Annotated in this window: 17 protein-coding genes; 10 read left to right on the top strand and 7 right to left on the bottom strand. The window is 40.2% G+C overall.

Translation table 11 applies throughout. The features are described from left to right. Positions 1-84 precede the first annotated feature (84 nt). The gene (locus tag ACQFX9_RS23330) at positions 85-1,149 is read right to left on the bottom strand and encodes a WD40 repeat domain-containing protein (protein WP_427158860.1); all 1,065 of its coding nucleotides are present in this window, start codon (positions 1,147-1,149) and stop codon (positions 85-87) included. 169 nt (positions 1,150-1,318) lie between these two features. On the opposite strand from ACQFX9_RS23330, the gene ACQFX9_RS23325 reads away from it, so the two are divergent. From ACQFX9_RS23325 to dnaB, 7 genes are all read left to right on the top strand, one after another. After that, the gene (locus ACQFX9_RS23325; RefSeq protein ID WP_427158859.1) at positions 1,319-1,684 is read left to right on the top strand and encodes a Lin0512 family protein; all 366 of its coding nucleotides are present in this window, start codon (positions 1,319-1,321) and stop codon (positions 1,682-1,684) included. A gap of 17 nt (positions 1,685-1,701) precedes the next feature. After that, complete coding sequence (locus tag ACQFX9_RS23320) at positions 1,702-2,088, top strand: nuclear transport factor 2 family protein (RefSeq protein ID WP_427158857.1); 387 nt, start codon at positions 1,702-1,704, stop codon at positions 2,086-2,088. A 660-nt stretch (positions 2,089-2,748) separates the two neighbouring features. Then, positions 2,749-3,087, top strand: coding sequence for a hypothetical protein (locus ACQFX9_RS23315; protein WP_427162984.1), 339 nt, complete (start codon positions 2,749-2,751; stop codon positions 3,085-3,087). Positions 3,088-3,576: 489 nt separating this feature from the next. After that, positions 3,577-4,746 carry an AbrB family transcriptional regulator gene (locus tag ACQFX9_RS23310; RefSeq protein WP_427158855.1) on the top strand — a complete coding sequence of 390 codons (1,170 nt, stop codon included), beginning with the start codon at positions 3,577-3,579 and terminating at the stop codon, positions 4,744-4,746. A gap of 247 nt (positions 4,747-4,993) precedes the next feature. Further along, positions 4,994-5,809 carry a DUF1838 domain-containing protein gene (locus ACQFX9_RS23305; protein WP_427158854.1) on the top strand — a complete coding sequence of 272 codons (816 nt, stop codon included), beginning with the start codon at positions 4,994-4,996 and terminating at the stop codon, positions 5,807-5,809. Positions 5,810-6,035: 226 nt separating this feature from the next. After that, positions 6,036-6,494: a 50S ribosomal protein L9 gene (gene rplI, locus ACQFX9_RS23300; RefSeq protein WP_427158852.1), complete on the top strand. Its 459-nt coding sequence runs from the start codon at positions 6,036-6,038 to the stop codon at positions 6,492-6,494. Positions 6,495-6,687: 193 nt separating this feature from the next. Beyond that, positions 6,688-8,043 (top strand): replicative DNA helicase, encoded by a 1,356-nt coding sequence (gene dnaB / locus ACQFX9_RS23295; RefSeq protein WP_427158850.1) that lies wholly within the window; start codon positions 6,688-6,690, stop codon positions 8,041-8,043. A 15-nt stretch (positions 8,044-8,058) separates the two neighbouring features. Here the strand turns inward: dnaB and ACQFX9_RS23290 are convergent, their stop codons facing one another. Genes ACQFX9_RS23290 through ACQFX9_RS23280 form a run of 3 tightly spaced genes read right to left on the bottom strand, consistent with a single transcriptional unit; the run spans position 8,059 to position 10,597 of the window. Continuing rightward, positions 8,059-8,394: a XisI protein gene (locus ACQFX9_RS23290; RefSeq protein ID WP_427158849.1), complete on the bottom strand. Its 336-nt coding sequence runs from the start codon at positions 8,392-8,394 to the stop codon at positions 8,059-8,061. Then, positions 8,382-8,801, bottom strand: coding sequence for a XisH family protein (locus ACQFX9_RS23285; RefSeq protein WP_427158847.1), 420 nt, complete (start codon positions 8,799-8,801; stop codon positions 8,382-8,384). The genes ACQFX9_RS23290 and ACQFX9_RS23285 overlap by 13 nt, the downstream gene beginning before the upstream one ends. Before the next feature lie 59 nt (positions 8,802-8,860). After that, positions 8,861-10,597: a protein kinase domain-containing protein gene (locus tag ACQFX9_RS23280; protein ID WP_427158845.1), complete on the bottom strand. Its 1,737-nt coding sequence runs from the start codon at positions 10,595-10,597 to the stop codon at positions 8,861-8,863. Positions 10,598-10,955: 358 nt separating this feature from the next. On the opposite strand from ACQFX9_RS23280, the gene ACQFX9_RS23275 reads away from it, so the two are divergent. Further along, on the top strand, positions 10,956-11,621 hold the full coding sequence (locus ACQFX9_RS23275; RefSeq protein ID WP_427158844.1) for an acetoacetate decarboxylase family protein: 666 nt from the start codon (positions 10,956-10,958) through the stop codon (positions 11,619-11,621). A 40-nt stretch (positions 11,622-11,661) separates the two neighbouring features. On the opposite strand, the gene ACQFX9_RS23270 is transcribed toward ACQFX9_RS23275, so the two are convergent. After that, positions 11,662-13,527 (bottom strand): bluetail domain-containing putative surface protein, encoded by a 1,866-nt coding sequence (locus ACQFX9_RS23270; RefSeq protein WP_427158843.1) that lies wholly within the window; start codon positions 13,525-13,527, stop codon positions 11,662-11,664. A gap of 912 nt (positions 13,528-14,439) precedes the next feature. Next, positions 14,440-15,996 (bottom strand): YcjF family protein, encoded by a 1,557-nt coding sequence (locus ACQFX9_RS23265; RefSeq protein WP_427162983.1) that lies wholly within the window; start codon positions 15,994-15,996, stop codon positions 14,440-14,442. Positions 15,997-16,388: 392 nt separating this feature from the next. On the opposite strand from ACQFX9_RS23265, the gene ACQFX9_RS23260 reads away from it, so the two are divergent. Further along, the gene (locus tag ACQFX9_RS23260; RefSeq protein ID WP_427158841.1) at positions 16,389-16,913 is read left to right on the top strand and encodes a DUF937 domain-containing protein; all 525 of its coding nucleotides are present in this window, start codon (positions 16,389-16,391) and stop codon (positions 16,911-16,913) included. 242 nt (positions 16,914-17,155) lie between these two features. Here the strand turns inward: ACQFX9_RS23260 and ACQFX9_RS23255 are convergent, their stop codons facing one another. Next, complete coding sequence (locus ACQFX9_RS23255; RefSeq protein ID WP_427158839.1) at positions 17,156-18,259, bottom strand: LacI family DNA-binding transcriptional regulator; 1,104 nt, start codon at positions 18,257-18,259, stop codon at positions 17,156-17,158. A 221-nt stretch (positions 18,260-18,480) separates the two neighbouring features. Between ACQFX9_RS23255 and ACQFX9_RS23250 the strand changes: the two genes are divergently transcribed. Next, entirely contained in the window at positions 18,481-19,488 is a 1,008-nt protein-coding gene (locus ACQFX9_RS23250) for an ABC transporter substrate-binding protein (RefSeq protein ID WP_427158838.1), read from the top strand. Positions 19,489-19,589: the final 101 nt, after the last annotated feature.

Genomic DNA, 19,589 nt, shown 5'->3' with positions numbered 1-19,589 from the left:
CTTTTTTTTGCCTCACGCAAAGGCGCAAAGACGCAAAGAAAGACGCTAAAGTTATTAGAGAACTCAAGTTCTTACTACAAACTTTTAATCATTAAGATTCCAGATTTTAATGATTGCGTCTCTACTGCTAGAAGCTAGAGTTTTACCATCTGCACTCCAAGCTACACTCAAGACGACATCCTGATGTCCGTTCAAGGTTTTCAGCAATTTACCTGTGTTTGCATCCCAGAGTTTGATAGTCTTGTCTGCACTGCTGGAAGCAAGAGTTTTACCATCTGCACTCCAAGCTACACTACCAACTGCATCGCTATGTCCATTGAGTGTTTTGATTAATTTACCTGTGGTTGTATTCCAGAGTTTGATAGTTCTGTCTGTACATCCAGAAGCGAGAGTCTTACCGTCTGGACTCCACGCTAAACCATAAACCGTTCCTTGATGTTCATTTAGGGTGGTGATTAATTTTCCTGTAGTTCCATCCCAAAGTTTGATAGTGCTGTCTCCACTCCCAGAAGCCAGAGTTTTGCTGTCAGGACTCCAAGCGACACTATAAACTTCTGATGTATGTCCAGTTAGGTTTTTGATTAATTTACCCGTGTTTGCATCCCAGAGTGTGATGGTTTTGTTCCAACTCCCAGCCGCAAGTTTTTTCCTGTCTGGACTCCATGTTACACTCCAAAAACCGTCACTACCTTTGAGGGTTTTGAGTGGTTTCCCCGTGGTGACATTCCAGATGATGACTTCGTTTCCATTGACAGCAGCGAGAGTTTTACCATCACTCTTCCACACTAAACCATTTACCTGATAGGGATGATTCAGGGTTTTGATTAAGTTACCAGTCTTGATATCCCAGAGTTTGACAGTTTTATCGTAACTAGCAGAAGCCAGGGTTTTACCATCTGCACTCACCGCTACCGTCACAACTGCTTCACTGTGTCCTGTCAAGGTTATCGGTTCTGGTGGTCTTGCGTCTGCTGTTGTCATAATTTGATGATTTAATCTTTCACCTGGGAAAACAAAATTATCAAGCCGTTTTGGTTTCGCCAGTCCTTGCGCTTGATAATTTGTAGTCATAGTTAATACAGCTAACCCAACTATCGCAGCCATAGTTTTACTGTGGTTAGCAGCATGAAAGTATTTTTGTAAATTCACAATTATTATGTCTGAATAAAACCGTTCTTACGTACTTCTACAGTTCCACAGAAATATGTAAAAGCCGAAACCAAATGTGCCATTTTTTTAAGCGTCTTGAAAATTAGTGTATCAGTACAGGTTGTACCTCAAGTTCTATAGTTAAAAGTGAAGATTTTGGGATGTAACAGTGGCGCGAAAACGATTCATTATTGAGATGGGAATGGGTGTAGACCAACACGGACAAGAACCGACTGTCGCCGCAGCAAGAGCTGTTCGCAACGCGATCGCGCATAATGCTTTACCAGGAGTATGGGAAGTTGCGGGTTTAAGTAACCCTGATGAGATGATTGTGGAAGTGCAGGTTGCAGTCCCCTATCCTGAACAAGTCAGAGAAGCGGAAGTCTTAGCTGTCCTACCCTTCGGACGCAAAAGCCTGACTGTAGAATCAGGCGGTATGGTAGTGCAAGGACGCGCTATTGAGTCTCTTAACGATAAAAATGACGAAATGTTAGTGGCGATCGCAGCTGTGACCGTTTTCGTAGAAACTGATTAAAAGTGAGAAATGCTGTTATGTCCAATGAAGCTATAGAAAAAGTTGTGGCTGCTTACTTTAGTAACATCGCCGCCATGAACCCAGAAGGTTGGGTCGATAATTTTGCCGAAGATGCTGTCAGTTATGATCCTGTCGGCGAACCACCAACAAAAGTTCATGAAGGATTCCGCGAATTTATCGGACAGTTGCAAGCTGTATTTGCTCAACTAGAACCGACAATTGAACATATATTTATCGCCAGCAACGAAGCCGCAGTCAAATGGACAATGACCGGAGTTAGCAAAAGCGGTAAATCCGTAAAATTTGCAGGAATTACTATTTTTACAGTAAATCCTGAAGGTAAAATTCAAACCACCCGCGCTTACTGGAATCCATTGCAGATGATCGCACAATTACGCTCTTAATGAATTATGCAGACGCGATATACTGCGTCTGTATTTTTCACTCAAACTTGCTATTCTCTAAATCCTGTTCTTCTTCATAAAACCAAGCTTCTGCTAACAAAGAGAAGCCAAAAAGCCAAACTAATAAAATAACTGTTACCCAAAACATCACCATCATACTTATCACCTCAAATATCTACTCTCAGCAATTAAATGTGGCACTGAGCAATAATTTAAGATAGCTACGGCGAAATTATTAACTTATTGAAAGTATGACATTAACTACACAAGTATATTTTCTTATTTAATAAAAATATACTTCCAAAATTAAATTTATACTTATGTTACTGATGATTTAGTAATTTTGCATATTATCAACTGCGCTAAAATAGGAATATTGAGCAATACAGTTCAGATAAGAAAAATAAATTTCAACCAAGCCAGCAAATGTTTACTCAACAAAAAACAAAAAAATGATTTTGGAGGGGGTTTGGGGGACGCAACCGTCCCCCAATCGGGGGCTTGGGGGAGAATCCCCCAAATCTTGCTCATTGTCTAATAGACAGAGCAAAAATTGAGAAATTAACTCTCACCGCCTTAACTGAACCGTATTGGAATATTGAGGACAAAATCTCTGGTAGTAAATTCACCCACCATCAACCTTTAACTATTCCAGCGAATATGTCTCACGAACATGAAGAATTACTTCATCTTCAACAGTCAGCAATTCTCAGACCAACCCACTTTGCTGACTTAATCAGAACAGCACAATTAGTTTTTGATCCAGCTTCTGGCGTATCAGGAAGATATATAGTAGTTGATTGGCAAGATTTTGGGATTCCCGATGATGTTGCCGAGAATTTAAAACTATTGGGTCAAAAATATCGCTATGCTTCTCCTAGTATTCCTGCTGAAATTATCTGGGAACAGTTGACCCAATCAACTAGAATTTGGTTTCTCCGCAATAAAGATGAACTATGGAAGTTTGAGGAATTTTTTCCCGCCTTAGATGAAGACTAAATATTTTGTCGAGAGGTTCACATTTTTACACCTCTTAGCCATGTGTAGATGACATTATCTCTGAATTTTAATGTCATACCAACTGAATAATTAAGTATAACAGGGTAAATAATTAAAGGTTGGTAGTGAGAACTTTAGTTCTTAAATAAGGACTTTAGTCCTTACTACGAACTGAATACTTTTGTTTTTTATAGTTGCTCTACTTATGCAAATAGATAAATAGGGTTTTAGGGATGCTAAAACCTTGCACAAAATCTATATGCCTCAGAATTTAGTTAAATACTCTAAATCTTGCATTTTGCCTTGGCTATCTATAGTAAATATAATATTAAGTTATTTAATAATTTATAAACTATTCTGAATTAATGTTATCTTGTAATTCTAGATATAACTATCAGGTATTAGTTAATACGCATTTACACTGACAAATAAATATAACTTGCCAGTAACACCGATAAATTGCAGTGCATATTTCAATGAATTTAATCAATGAATCAAAGTGTAAATCTTGTTTCTATTTTCCAGAAACCCATTAATAAACAGATTGTCGTAGCAAAACAATTAATCATCCTCACGCTGGAAATACTCCTGTCATTTCCCCTAGCTTTAGTCTTAACAAAGTTGCATTTCGGTGGGATTTCTTGGATATTTGGCGGTATTTTTGCGGGAACAGCCATCTTGCAAATTTGTCGCATATTTTACCAGTATTCCCCCCGTCCTAACCGCATGGCTAGAAGAGTCGGTATGGCCTTAGTGGGACTAACAGTTGGTGCGGCTAACGCGAATACAGACTTAACCGAGATAGCAACGGGAATTCCCATATTTATATTTTTGACGCTATTTTTACTATTATGCGGTGGTTGTATTGGCTATATTTACTCCCGCTTGAGTCAGACTAATCTCCTAACAGCAATGCTAGCCACAGTCCCAGGGGGTGTGGGTGTGATGTCAGCGATCGCAGCCGACTATAATAAAAATGTCCCCTTAGTAGCATTAGTGCAAGCAATTCGCGTCACTTCAGTAGTATTGCTGATTCCCTGCATCGCCAGAACCGCAGTCGGGAACTATTGGAATGTACCAAACCTATCAATTAATAATTCCTGGTGGAATTTTGACCCATCACAAATAGAATTATTGGCAATAGCATTACCCATAACTGCACTCATAGTTTATCTTGTGACTAAATGCAAACTCCCGGCGGGAGATTTTTTTGGTGCATTACTATTGGGACTCACATTTAATACAGTATTAGATTTATTGCCATTGGTGAGTGATGTTAACTTTGACCCACCAAGACTAGTCAACATTATCGGTCAACTGCTTTTAGGAATTACCATCGGTGAATATTGGGGAGAAAAACCCACCCTGGGCAAAAAAACTCTAGGTTACGCCTTAATGTCTGTCTTTATGACCTTAATTGCCGGTGCGATCGCCACTATAATAGCAATGCAAATAACCTCATGGGACTGGTTGACTTGTTTATTAGTCACCGCACCAGGAGGAGCCGCAGAAATGATCCTAGTTTCCCTAGCCTTAGACCATAATGTAGAAATTGTCACTACCGGTCATCTTGTGCGACTCATCGCCATTAACAGTTCCTTACCCCTGTGGTTATTTTTATTTCGCCGACTGGAAGGGTGTGGAGGTGTGGGGGTGTAGGGGAGACAAGGGAGAAAAAATTAGTGCTGAGTGCTGAGTGCTGAGTAATGAGTAATGAGTAATTACTATTGACTATTGACTATTGACTGTTGACTGTTGACTGTTGACTAATGACTAATGACTAATGACTATTGACTATTGACTATTGACTATTGACTATTGACTATTGACTAATGACTAATGACTAATGACTAATGACTATTGACTATTGACTATTGACTATTGACTAATAACTAAGGAACTATTTATGGTTGCTCAAACTCAAGAATTAGATGCTCAATATTGGGTGAAAACTCGCTCTTCTCTTGACGCTAGCCAATCAACTTTTCTCACTTGGACAGGGAAAATTTATGCTTTTACACCTGGGGAAAAAAGAAAACTGTTATTTAAAATTTTAGGTTTAAGTGTGAGTAGGTGCATTCCTACAGAACCAGGTGTGTGGGATTTTACTTCTAGAGAACTCACTTACTATCTAAATCCAGAAACAGACGAAATCCTTCGTCAATGGGAAAATCCCTGGACAGGTGAAACAGTCACAGTTATTCATGTAGCGAATAATCCTGTGCAGGGTTGTTTTAAAGGTAAATTTCCCGCACAAGTAGAGGGAGAAAGCACAACTTTTGTATTTGATATTTTCCCTACATATCCCAACCCTTTAGCCGCAGATCCCGAATTATCCAAATACAGTCCCTACTCCATTTATCAAGCAGCCGAACTATTTAAACTCACAGTCCCAACCGCAGATTTATTTAACCCAGAATTAAAATCAGTTTCACAATTGAGACTTAGTTGGGATAGAATCGGTCAATGGTTGCCTTGGATGAATATGAGCGATCGCCCTGGTCATCTCATCTACAGTGCATTTGGTAGTAAAGTTAGTGGTTTAACAGAATTACCCCAACTTCTCCAAGATGAAATTAATCATCGCGTACCTTTATATAAAAAAGCTCCCAAAGCTTATACAGAAGGGGAAGATATGACATCTTGGTTATACTTCCAACAAAATTTCCCCGCCTATCTAGCAGGTGAAACATTCCCTCTACCAGTCGGTGAGGAATTATAAAAAAAGGGTCTAGGGGTGTAGGGGTGTAAGGGAAATGCAGATAAATATTTTTCTCTGCGACTCCAATTTTGAGAATTTTGGCAGTTAGGAGTTGCGATCGCCCCCCACCTTTCGCTATGATATATAGTCTTTGGGATTATAGTATAAGTTGGGATACAGCTACGCTCACGTAGATTATCCGGCTGCAACCCAAGTTAATGAGATTTTACAGGAAAAACAGAGAACAATGGCGAAACGCATACAATTAGTTTTAACTAAGGATGTCAGCAAGCTAGGAAAATCTGGCGATTTAGTGGAAGTAGCTCCAGGCTATGCTCGTAATTATTTGATTCCTCAAAATTTGGCAGCCAACGTCACCCCTGGTCTTCTCAAGCAAGTGGAACGCCGTCGGGAAATCGAAAGACAACGCCAATTAGAACTCAAGCAACAAGCACAAGAGCAAAAAGCCGCATTAGAAAAAGTTGGTAGCTTGAAAATCGCCAAGCAAGTTGGTGAAAACGAAGCAATTTTCGGTACTGTTACCACCCAAGACGTTGCTGATGCTATCCAAGCAGCAACAGGTCAAGAAATAGACCGTCGTGGTATTACCATTCCTGATATTGGCAAGTTAGGCACTTACAAAGCAGATATCAAACTACATTCTGAAGTGACAGCGCAAATCGATATTCAAGTTGTGGCTAGTTAAACTGTTGATTGTTGACTGTTGACTGTTGACTGGGGATAGGAATGGAATTGAGAAGACGCTTGTTGTTAACTTGCTAACACTGCGCTATCGTAAATCCAAAATGCCCTTGCGTACATGGAACTCAGGGTTAAAAGAATGAGAATTTTTACCCAGTAACCAGTACCCAATCCCCAGTACCCAATCCCCCAAAATTATGGCTGAAGAACTAAGTTTTGAATCGCGTGGTAGCAATAGCCTGCCACCCCAAAACATCGAAGTGGAAGAAGCGATTTTGGGGGGTATTTTACTAGATCCAGAAGCAATTAGTCGAGTTAGCGATCGCCTAGTTCCCGAAGCCTTTTATATTAAGGCTCATAAAGATATCTATCAAGCCGCTATCAGGCTACACGCCCAAGGTAAACCCACAGACTTACTCTCCGTTACCAGTTGGCTAGCTGACAACGATCTGCTGACGCGCATAGGTGGGAGAAATAAATTAGCCACCTTGGTAGATCGTACAGTCTCCGCCGTCAATATTGATGCCTTAGCAGGGTTGGTCATGGAAAAATACCTGCGCCGGCAATTAATTAAAGCTGGTAATGAAATTGTCCAGCTTGGTTACGAGACGGAAACTGAGTTACCCATTGTTTTAGACCAAGCAGAACAAAAAGTTTTCGGTGTGACTCAAGAACGTCCCCAGTCAGGACTAATTCACATTGCCGAAACCTTAATTAATAATTTTCAAGAAATCGAGGAGCGAAATCAAGGGATTGCCTTACCAGGAATTCCCTGTGGCTTCTATGATTTAGATGCTATGACAAGCGGTTTCCAGCGTTCTGACTTGATTATCGTTGCTGGCAGACCATCAATGGGTAAAACCGCATTCTGCCTGAACTTAGCTAACAATATCGCCGCTTCTATGCGCCTACCCGTGGCTGTGTTTAGCTTAGAAATGTCCAAGGAACAATTAGTCCAACGTCTATTAGCTAGCGAAGCACAAATTGAAAGCGGTTATCTGCGGAGTGGACGCTTGAGTCAAACCCAATGGGAACCCTTAAGCCGCGCCATCAGTATGCTATCGGAAATGCCCATATTTATCGACGATACACCGAATATTACTGTTACCCAAATGCGGAGTCAAGCCAGGCGACTACAAGCAGAACAAGGGGTAGAACTAGGTTTAGTCGTGATAGATTACCTGCAATTGATGGAAGGCGGTGGTGATAACCGTGTGCAGGAGTTATCAAAAATTACCCGTTCTCTCAAAGGTTTAGCACGAGAATTATCTGTACCTGTGATTGCTTTATCACAGCTAAGTCGAGGTGTAGAAGCGCGTACCAATAAGCGTCCTATGCTGTCAGATTTACGGGAGTCAGGTTCTATTGAACAAGACGCAGATTTAGTCATCATGCTATATCGAGATGACTACTATAACTCAGATAGCCCCGATCGCGGTATTGCAGAAGTCATAGTTGCCAAACACCGCAACGGCCCCACTGGGACTGTAAAACTATTATTTGACCCGCAATTCACCAAATTTAAAAATTTGGCTAGATCAGGTGGTTATTAAACCTATAGTTACAAACTAACCTACAGCATATTCTGTAAACTGCCGCATAAATGGGGACTGAAATCCTAAAACAATATCTTCTTTCGGCACTCCAGCATTCACTAAATCAGCAGCAATATCATCTTCTGTACCATTCCATTGCAACCAAATTTTATCCCCTTTAATATCAATGTGGATGATACAACTGTGTACCCAATCCGAACCTTCCCAACCTAAATAAACAATTTGATAATGATCGCGCTCTGTATCGAAAATTCTCTCCACCTCAATATTACCGTAGGCAGGCTTTTGATTACCATAATCTAAAAGCATATTTTGTATAATCTGGCGATATTTAATTATCTTTTCCATTCAGCAATCACCTCATTTTCAACATCATAAACAATAATTTTGACTCGATTTTCCTCTACCATCTCCTGGGGGAACTCAAGTTGAAAAAATGTTCTGTAAGTCGTCAAAGGTACTGCCAAATATAAAACTCGTTCTGGGTCTCGTCGTCTTAATGCAGCTCTATAATTAATAAATTGACCCAAAGCAGTATGAAATTCTGAGATAGCAGATGATTTCTCTAGAAAACTCTTGACTTCTACAGCAATTTTTTCATCCTTTCTTTCTGCTGCAATCAGCTTTTGTGCTGCCAAATCAATGGACATTTTTACACCCCCCACATTAAACAAAAGCGGGTCATGGGTTATTTGCCAACCGTCCTTATGTAAAGCTATTTTCACAACCTCATGAAAGATATCTTTAGCAGACATAGATACCTAATATAATACTGCCCATATCTTAAAGATATCTTGTGGTTGCATTTTTAACACTAACGAATATTGACTTCTTGTAGTTCATGTTCTGGCTGCACATTCTGCACCCTAATCACTGGTTGAGGATTGCGAGCTACAGAAGCGGCGTTGTAAGCTAAATTTTGACTTTGAGGATTTAGCTTTTGATTGTACTCATTCAGCTTTAGTTGAGCTTGAGCATATACAGGGGTATCTTTAGGAATCTTATGGAGAAACTTCACTGCACGGTCAAAGTTACCTGCTAACGCTTGTTTGCGCGCTTGATGTAAAAAGTAGGCGGCTCTAATTTCGCGTTTTTGATTGTATTCGACCAATTTCTTTTGTACCAAAGAACCCGCCGAACTTTCTTTGGGAATTTGACGCAGATATTCTAATGCTGACGAAAAATCCCTAATTTCAGCTTTGGCATATGCTTGAGATAACAAATTTTTTGTTTGAGCTTCGATACTTCCTTGAGCTTGTTTTGTTAACTCATGAATTTTAGTTTGCCAGTATAAAATATCAGGCACTTGATTAGCAGCTGAGAAGACATCTGACCAGTTACCTTCAGCTAAAGCTTGTTCTGCTAAAGAATATATTTGTGCTGCTACTTGCCATTGCTGTTGCCAACTTTCGATAGTGGCTTGGGCATCTGGATACACATTACTATAAGATGGAATTGATCTAGCTAGAGCGATCGCCTGTTTTAAATCTCCACCTTGATATTCTTTAGTTGCTTTGTATAAAATATCTGTCTCAGATGGAACTGGTGAAGTATTGACTAAAGAATAAGCTCCCACACCCATCAAAATAGAATTGACCGCCAATCCTACTTTAATTCCTGTCAGTAATGGTGATGCCGATTCTGAAGCTGGTTCTGCTACGTAATTTTGAATTTCCTCGGTTGTGGTAACTTTTGTGATTGCAGTTTCCCACACCATCTGTCTGAGGACACGCAACACATCCGCCGCCGACTGAAAACGTTGTTGATAATCGTAGCGAATCATCTGACTTAAGATAGCCGCTAGATAATCACCAACCGGTGTATCCGCAGAACGCCAAATAATCTCATTCGTCAGAGGATCTATTTTTAATTGCAGTGGTTCTAACCCAGTCAAAGCCTGAATTGCAATCATCCCCAAAGCATAAATATCACTATTGGGCTGAGTTTGACCAACAAATTGCTCTGCTGGAATATAACCCAAAGAAGTCGTTGGAGCTTGATAAATTGATAAATCGGCATCCATTCCCAAATTGATTGATTGGATAGAACCAAAATCAATCAGGACTAACTTCCCATTAGCAGCACGCCTAATGATATTTTCTGGTTTAATATCGCAGTGAATGACACCTTGGGAGTGAACAAACTCTAAAATTTCCAAAGCATCCTCTAAAAATGTCACAACTTCTTCCTCAGTCCACAAACAACCCCATTGTTGACTGATGGGGAGTTCCGCCGATAAGGAATGACCTGCGATATATTCTTGTACTAGATAGAAACGCTCATTTTCTTCAAAACAAGCGATAAATTCGGGAATTTGATCGTGATTTCCTAGTTGCTTGAGAGTAGAAGTTTCCGTGAGAAAACGTAATCTAATAGTGTCTAAGTAACTAGGGTGTAGATGGTTAACTTTGAGTTGTTTAACTACACATTTAGGTGTATGTGGGTACTGAATATCCACCGCTAGGTATGTTTGTCCGAATACGCCTGCACCCAGGCTTTGGATAATTTGGTAGCGTGCTTGCAGTACTTTACCGATCATGTGGTGGTTCATGAGCTGGTTACTGAGTTAGTCCTTATATAAGTTTTCCTTCCTTCCCTACTGTTTCCGGAATGACTTAAAGATAAATCAGTAAGGCATGGATTTAATTATTCGCAGCAGATTTGTTAAGTATTTTTACTTGAACCATAAGCTACGTTAATACTAAAGTTGCACAATCCTACAACTTAGTTCCTGCGTTCAGAAATCAGAAGTAGGATTTTTGTTACTCATACATCAGCCCCAGATAAAATTAAGGCGTAAGCATTTTCAGAAAGTTGACATGACACCAATTCACAAAAAATTTGATACAGATGCAAACGCTAAAAGGTATGCTGGGTCTCATTTTCTTAATTTTGAATTTTGAATTGGTATGACATATCCGCCTGCTCCTTGGAGACTCAAAGGCTATGGCATTCAAACCTTACACTGGGTTGATGTCACACAAGCTGCTGCTTTTGTACCCTCGGAATTAGAGATTGTTTCGTTTTTACCTGGAAAAACTTTAGCAGGAATTTATGTATCTGCTTATGAGGCAGACTCTTTATTACAATACAACGAGTTGATAGTCGTTCCAGCTGTTGTACGATATCAAAAACATATGGGAGCTTGGATTTCTCATATTTATGTTGATAATGAGGATTCCGTGGCTGGGGGTAGAGAAATTTGGGGATTACCTAAAGAAATGGCTGAGTTTAGCTGGCATCATCATAGTCAAGTTAGCATCAGGCAAAATCAGCGTGAGTTATGCCGCATAAATTATCAACAAAGAATGTGGAGCTTATCTACATGGTGGAAACAAGAACTTAGTGGCGAGGTTTTTGGGCGTTTGGGATCTGAGTTGCTCTGTTTTCAAGGTCAGTTGCAGTCTCAACTTGGATTATTAACCGCTAATTTAGAAATTCCTCCAGCAAGTCCCTTTGCGGCTTTAAATTTAGGTCAGCCTTGGTTAACTCTGAATTTGCCAAATTTAGAATTAGTGGCTGGTGTACCAAAATCACTGGGTAATCAAGTGAATATTAAGCAGAGTGTGTTATGAAATTAGGGTGGGCAATGCCCACCTGAATCAATAATCTCAATTAAGCGATCGCTAAATTATTCAAACTGCCTGTAAACCCAGTAATCTCAATAATCGCATCGGTATCGGCAGAAAACCCAGCAATACTATTATTTAGTGCGACAAAGGTTTGTTTAGTTGCACCACTACCGAAGCTAAAGGTAGCTGCACCATTAGCCACAAACGCATTATTAGTTAAGACCGCTTTAATATCATCGACGCTCAGGCTATTAACTGTACCTCCATGAAACACATTCCGCTTCTTCACAGTATTAATGCCATCAATGCTATCGGTGTTAATATCAAAATCTGTAATTTTATCGTAATTGCTTAACAACGAATCACTCAAAGCTACATAACGGAAGTTATCAGCACCTTTACCACCAATGAGAACATCAGCACCTGCACCACCAACTAGCAAATCACTTCCATTACCACCATCGAGGGTATCATTACCCCCTAAACCATAGAGTTTATCATTGCCATTTTTACCTGATATATTATCAAGACCATCCGTACCAGATAATATATCTTTATCGTTACCACCAACGATGAATTGAGTTCTGATAACTGCATTAGTGGTGGAATTTTTTAGATTACCCTCAGCATCATAGCTGTATTCAGTAACTAAATCAGCTAAACCATCTCCATCATTATCGGTGCTTTCAGTTGCTACCTTACCGTTGCTATTGTAAATGTAAGAGATGGTCTGTTCAATTGAACCATTATTACCTTTGTCGTAGGTTTTGCTAATTAAAGTACCATTAGCGTCATAGTTATATTGATAAACATCATCTGCGTTTCCATCTAGATTGTTATCAATACTCTCTTTAATGACTTGATTCTGAGCATAACTGTAAGTTATTTTGCTGTCAGTCGTCCCATCATTATTACTATCAATCGTTTTTGTGATTAATTGTGCAGTCAATAAATCATATTGATAGCTAACGACTTGATCAATAACGCCGTCATTATTGGTGTCATAGTTAGCGGCAAATACGTTGTAGGTAGAGGTATATATTTCTTCATAAGAAATACGTTCAGTACCGTCATCTTCAACAATCAAATAACTTGAATAACTGGTGTTACCAAAAACATCGTAAGTGTTCGTAATGATAAAATCTATCTTACCATCACCGCCATAATCAGTTGTTTGTAAAAGTGGACTACCATTGCTATCGTAGGTGTTGGTGGCGATATAATCTATCTTACCATCACGGTCATAATCCTGTTTTTCTACAACGACTCTACCATTACTATCGTAAATGTAAACCTCATTCAAACTACCATCTGCACCACGATCAGTGCTTACTGAAAGTATACGACCATCAGAGTAATAAGTGTAGCTTGTAATCTCATCCAAACTACCATCCGCACCACTATCTGTGTTTACTGAAATTAGACGACCATTAGAGTCATAAGTGTAGCCTGTGAGAGAATTTATGCTACCATCCGCACCACTATCACCGCTTACTGAAATCAGACGACCATTAGAGTCATAAGTGTAGCTTGAGAGAGAATCTATGCTACCATCCGCACCAATATCATTGCTTACTGAAATTAGACGACCATTGTCATCGTAAGTATATAAGTTTTTATAAAAAATTTTACCAGTAGCAGCATTATAACGATATTCTGAAGTCTTTTGTCCCCTGGAATTATAGGTGTAATCAGTGATAATATCTATCTTGTTATCGGCTTGATAATTTCTTTCTGAAACTAAATAGCCATTAATATCATAAGTATAACTAGTTATCCTGTCCGGAATTCCATCAAGATAATAGTCACTAATGCGAGAAATTAACCGACCGTTAGCATCATAAGTATTAATGTAAACTCCTTGCTCATCTACTTGAGTTCCCGATGCAGAAAAGAGTGTACCATCCAAATAACTTGACTGACGACCATAGCGATCATAAGTGAAGATCGAAAAAGAATAATCTGTAAGTCCATCTCCATCAATATCTCCAACACCAAAAGCGATTAGAGATTCAGATACTTTTCCATTGGGATATAAGTTACCACTTCCTATTATACTGGTCGGCCCATATCCATAATAATCATCTACTGTTACATCTATATATGTATATATAGCTTGATTTTTGTAATAAATACTTTGATCTGCAATTCCATCACCATTTGTATCAACAGTAGCACTGGATAAAAATCCATTAGTGTATTTGTAGTTAGTAGAACTTACAAATTGAGTTGTGGTTGTGGTGTAAGTGGTGACGTTTTTGCAATGTGTATTTTTGTGAGTCATAGCTATATATCCAGTTCTGGGATGATCTTGATGTTGGTGAGTCATGACAAAGCTAGGCTGTGTAATTATCAGCCTCGAAACCCTGTGATTAGTATGATTTATACGGTCGCAAAATTCTTGAATTTGCTACTGTAATCAGTAATTCCAATAATTCATGTCTTACGTAAGATGTAGTCAAAAACCTAATCTTATGTAGCGGTAATTCATAAATTATGATTACTTTTACTAAGGTTTATGTAAGTTATGAAATTGTATCGGTAGATGCAGTGAATTAATTAGGTAATCATAATATACGAGATGCGTAATTACCCTAGACAATACTTATCTAAAACATATCTTTATATAATATTTCATATAATCTTTACATTAAAAATATCAAGAAAAAATAAATTTCATATTAACATACAGTCATTTTATTTTAATAGAGACAATTCATCTATTCTTATTTCTTAAAGTTGCCAATTCGGCAGTCGAAAATCGCTGATGGTACCTGTTTGGGCATTATTGATGATACTAAATTTGCCAACACCCGATTCGCTATAAATTCTCAGCTTCTGTTTCTTCCTCAACAACTTCCGCTTTTTGGGTGAGTGGTTTGACGACTTTAGCGATCGCTTCCTGCACGAATGCTTTAATAAATTCATCCCGACGATTGATTTGGAACTGTCGCTGTACTACTTCCGTCATTCCACCATCACCCCAGTCTTGATCATGGCGGAAATATTCAATAAAACTTTTCCCGGCAATGCGGGTTAAATATGCGGCTGTCACCCCTTGAATGGCTCTGCCAATCACAAATGTGGCTACATTTAATTGCAAAGCTGTCGTGAGTAGTTGAATTGCCCCTTTGACTATACCTAAACTGGCAATTGTCTTGGCTAAAGATAGGGCTAACTCTCGCCCCCGTTCCATGTTTAATTCACAACCATAGACTCTACCAATCTCTACGACCATTTGGGCATTAACGGCGGCTGTTGCTAGTAAATCTACTACAGGTAGAGGTGTCACTGATACCACACCAGCCCCAATCCACTGAAACCTCTCGACGATTTTATCAGCTTGGCGGCGGCGTTGAGCATCGATGAGTTTGCGCGCCTCTTCCCCTAAGCGCAGAGATTGCAAGAGAATATTATCTGCAACTAAATCTTCGCCTTCAGCCCGCAAAATAGCGGCCATGCGCCGCAGTAAGGGGACAATATCTGGTTCTGGTTGGAAGATTTCCCCAGTTTCTAGTTGAGCAGATTGGGGATTAGCAGCGATCGCCACTACATCATTTGTGGCAATAAATCCCCGCACCCGTTGCCGTAACCGTGCTAGGATGACTTCCTTATCTTCGTCTGTATATAAGTCTGTCTTATTGAGAACCAAAAGCGATCGCTTACCAATTTCCGCTAAACCTCGAAGTGGTTCATACTCTGACCGTCGTAAATCATTATCCACCACAAATAATAGTAAATCTGCCTCCGTTGCCAACGCCCTGGCTAATTGTTCTCTTTCTGTTCCCGCTACCCCAGCCTCTAAAATCCCTGGTGTATCGGTGATTAAAATTTTTCTCTCCAGTCCTTTTAGCCGTAAACAGTAAGTTTCTCCGGCTGTAGTTGTCCCCATTGGTGCGTCTACTCTTCCCACCATACGCCCCATAATCGCATTCACCAAGGAAGTTTTGCCAGCACTCCCAGTGCCAAACACCACCACTTGAATCTCACCCCTAGCTAAGTTAGCTTCAATCTCCTTGGTACGGCTGAGTAAGGCTTGACGTGTGACTTCATCTTGAATTTGCGCCACCTGTTGTCTGACGGCTTGCAGAGTAGAAGAAGCTGCATCTGATTTCGCCGCCGGAATTTGTGCTGGTGTTACCCGTTGACGACGGCGACGGGAACGTTGTTCACCAGCCTGTAACACCAGTACGTAATAAACAAACGCTGCAACCAAACCACCAACTAAGACAATCAGCAGCAACAGCAGCAAATTGCCCAAAAATGGCGAATAGGATAATTGCCAATACAAACGAGACAGGGAATCAATCAGCCACAAGGCGAGTCCCAAAATGACAATTAAACCAACAATTAACGTGACTAGGCGCGACAGAGGTATGTGTGGCATTGGTCAAATACTAATTATCCCAATGCTTCTAATCTTAACGTTGCGAGGGTGTAAGGGTGTGGGGGTGTAGGGGTTTGTGAAGTACGGAAAAGTTCGTAGTAAGGACTACCCTTCGGGAACGCTTCGCGAACAGTCCTTAGATGAGGACTAAAGTCCTCTCTACGAGACGCTGCGCGAACACTACAAACTGTTTTCTTAACTGAACTGTATTGGAATATTAGCGATCGCTTTTTCCATTTCTCATCCTTAAGTCTATGGTTTTACATCTACAATTCCTGCACAATAAGGACTGGGCATTGGGCATCGGCTAAGAAATTCTACCCTGCTTCCCCTGCCCCCTGCCTCTTCCCCGGCTTACTAAGACAAAAGGAGAAATCAACACTATGGGACTTTTTGATCAAATTCTCAGTGCTGTTAACAACCCAAATCTACAAGGTAATATGGGTCAAATAGAAGGTATTATCAACACTGTACAGGATTTGAGTACAACGACTGGTACAGATCCAGGCACTATACAATCTGTAATCGGGGTTGTAGGTAACTATGTCCGCGCCGCTTTACAACAAAAGCAAGCCAGCCAAGGAAATGAATCAGCACAAGCTTTAATAAATCAGTATGCTGGTAATTCTTTTGACCCACAAGCCGTGAATGCGCTATTTTCTCCTGATACACAACAACAAGTTGCAGGTATAGCAGCCCAACATACTGGTTTAGATGCCAACACAATTCAACAACTACTACCGATTGTTGTGCCTCTAGTGTTGAATTTCCTGCAATCTGGATCTAATGTCCAAAATGCTCAAACTGCCGGTAATCCAGTCTTAAATAACTTCCTAGATGCAGACGGTGACGGCGACGTTGATATCGCTGATGCTATCCAATTAGCTAGTCGGTATGTTCGCAGATAACCACATTTTTAATTGGTGTCAGTAGGGGCGGGTTCTGTGAGATATTCACACTTTATAGGAATCCGCTTTGATTCGGTGAAATTATTTGCGTAGGGAGGGAACAGGGAACAGGGAAGAGGAAAGAAGGAATCAAAGTGTACTGAGTTCTTTTCAAAAATCAAATAGTAATCCTATAGAACCGACACTTTTGTTATACCCGCCCTTACAATAGTCAACAGTCAACAGTCAACAGTCAACAAACCTCACATTCTTCCAGACACTACAGAAATTTTCCGTTGACGAACTGTTGTAGAACTACTCCTTTCTACTAAAAACGGCGATAACAGCAGATTTTCTACATTTTTTCCTTGAAATAATTCCAGTAACATTGTCATAGCTAATTGACCCATTTCTAACATTCGTTGACTAACCGTTGTCAGTGGTGGCGTAACGTAACTGCTGAGAGCCGTATTATCAAATCCCACTAGACTTAAATCTTCTGGTACTATCACACCTAATTCTTTACAAGCTAAAAGCGCACCGACTGCCACCATATCGTTATAACAAAAAATACTAGTTACTCCTGCTTCTACTAGTTGAGAGAGCATTTCTTTACCAATATCAATGTCTTTATTTTTATAGTTTTCAGAATTGCGTTCAGGAATTGCCACCCAATGATGATTTTGTGGTAAACCCGCATCATTAAGAGCTATTTTATACCCTTCTAAACGCTGTTGTTCGGCTTTGCTACCATCACCTACACCTAGATAGCCGATACAAGTGTGTCCTAAATCTATGAGATGTTTGACGGCTAAAGAGCCACCTAAGCGATCATCTATAGAGACGGAGTGAAATATTTCACCGCGATCATCAGTATCAACGTTGATCAGAACTGTTGGCACAGTCAATTGTGTTAACTGCTTTGTGTATTGTTTACTAATGCGGGAGTCAGCTATGACAATCCCGTCTACTCTCCGATAATGAAAATTCTCAATGGCGGCTAGTTCTTGCTCAAAGTCTCCGTGGGAAGCATTTAATAAAACATTTAAACCTGCTTGTTTGGCGACTTCTTCAATTCCCTCCACTAGCTCACCAAAAAAGGGATCAGCAATAGAAGTGACAATTACCCCAACAGTATAGGTACGTTGATTTTGTAAACTTTGGGCGATCGCATTCGGTACATAGTTCATCTCCTGCGCTAGTCTTTTGATTTCCTCCCGCACCCTCGCACTAATCAAAGGACTATCTCGTAAAGCACGGGAAACCGTGGAATGGGAAACACCCGCTTTGCGAGCAATATCTTCAATGGAAACTTTCCGTTTACTCATGTTCAGCATGGCTGTAAGTAATGTAAATAAAATTAACATATTTTTTATGCACAGGTGTGCAAAAATAAAAAACATCAGTAATGCACACCTGTGCATAAACAAAATCCCAAAAATTAATCACACCAAAATTCATAGGTGTTTCTCAGTAAACAACCTACCACTTGAGTTTGAGTAATTGCCTTGATGTTTGAGAATATGAAAATTTCACAGATGGAAATTCTGTTGAGTTTTGTTAACTAACAACGCGTTATAGGATGTCAATGGATGTGAAAAAAATTGCTTTATCAACAACTTTATTCAGTATTATCAGTGCTACTCTCTTAGGCTGCACAACCGTTTCTCCCAATGCTGACCTAACCACACCAACTGAAGCGAAAAACGTTAGTGATACCAGTACACAGACTACCAAATTACGTTCCGTTGGTGTAACTTTGGGCGATTTAAGTAATCCTTTTTTCGTCGTCATGGCTAAAGGTGCAGAAAAAGCAGCGAAAAAAATTGGTGGTGATGATGTCAGAGTGACAGTAGTTTCTAGCGGCTATGACTTAAATCAGCAATTTAACCAAATTGAGAATTTTGTGGCTGCAAATATTGACATTATTATTCTCAACGCGGCTGATTCTAAAGGCATTAGACCAGCAGTTGAGCAAGCTAGAAAAGCAGGCAAAATTGTCATTGCAGTAGACACAGGCGTAGACGCAGAAGTAGATGCCACCGTCACCACGAATAACTTGCAAGCTGGGGAAATTAGCTGCCAATATATTGTTGATCGCCTCCAAGGTAAAGGCAACGTAGTTATAGTTAACGGGCCACCGGTCACTTCCGTAATTCAGCGAGTGGATGGTTGCTTAAAAGTATTAACCAAATATCCCGATATCAAAATCCTTTCCAAAGACCAAAACGCCGAAGGTAGCCGAGATGGGGGACTAAGAGTGATGAGTGATTTACTAGTCACCTTCCCCAAGATAGATGCAGTCTTCGCCATCAATGACCCTAGTGGCGTAGGTGTAGATTTAGCTGCTAATCAAGCCAAACGCCGAGACTTTTTCATTGTAGGAGTTGACGGCGCACCAGAAGCCATCGAAGCGATCGCCTCTCAAGATAGCCTCTATGCAGCAACAGCTACTCAAAACCCCAGAGGAATGACTGAAACAGCCGTTCAGATAGGTAACGAAATCTTGAACGGCAAAAAACCCCCATCACCCAACATATTGATTCCCGCCAAGTTGATCACTAAAGAGAACGTTAGTACATCGACTGGGTGGTAGGGAATGGGGCATGGGGCATGGGGCATTGGGCATAGGGCATGGGGCATTGGGCAGGGAAGAAGTAAGATTTCTTACCAACTACTCATTACTCATTACTCATT

Source organism: Aliinostoc sp. HNIBRCY26, assembly GCF_050235535.1.
Taxonomy (GTDB): domain Bacteria; phylum Cyanobacteriota; class Cyanobacteriia; order Cyanobacteriales; family Nostocaceae; genus Trichormus.
The sequence above is the reverse complement of the archived record's forward strand: the minus strand, read 5'-3'. Positions and strand labels throughout refer to the sequence as shown.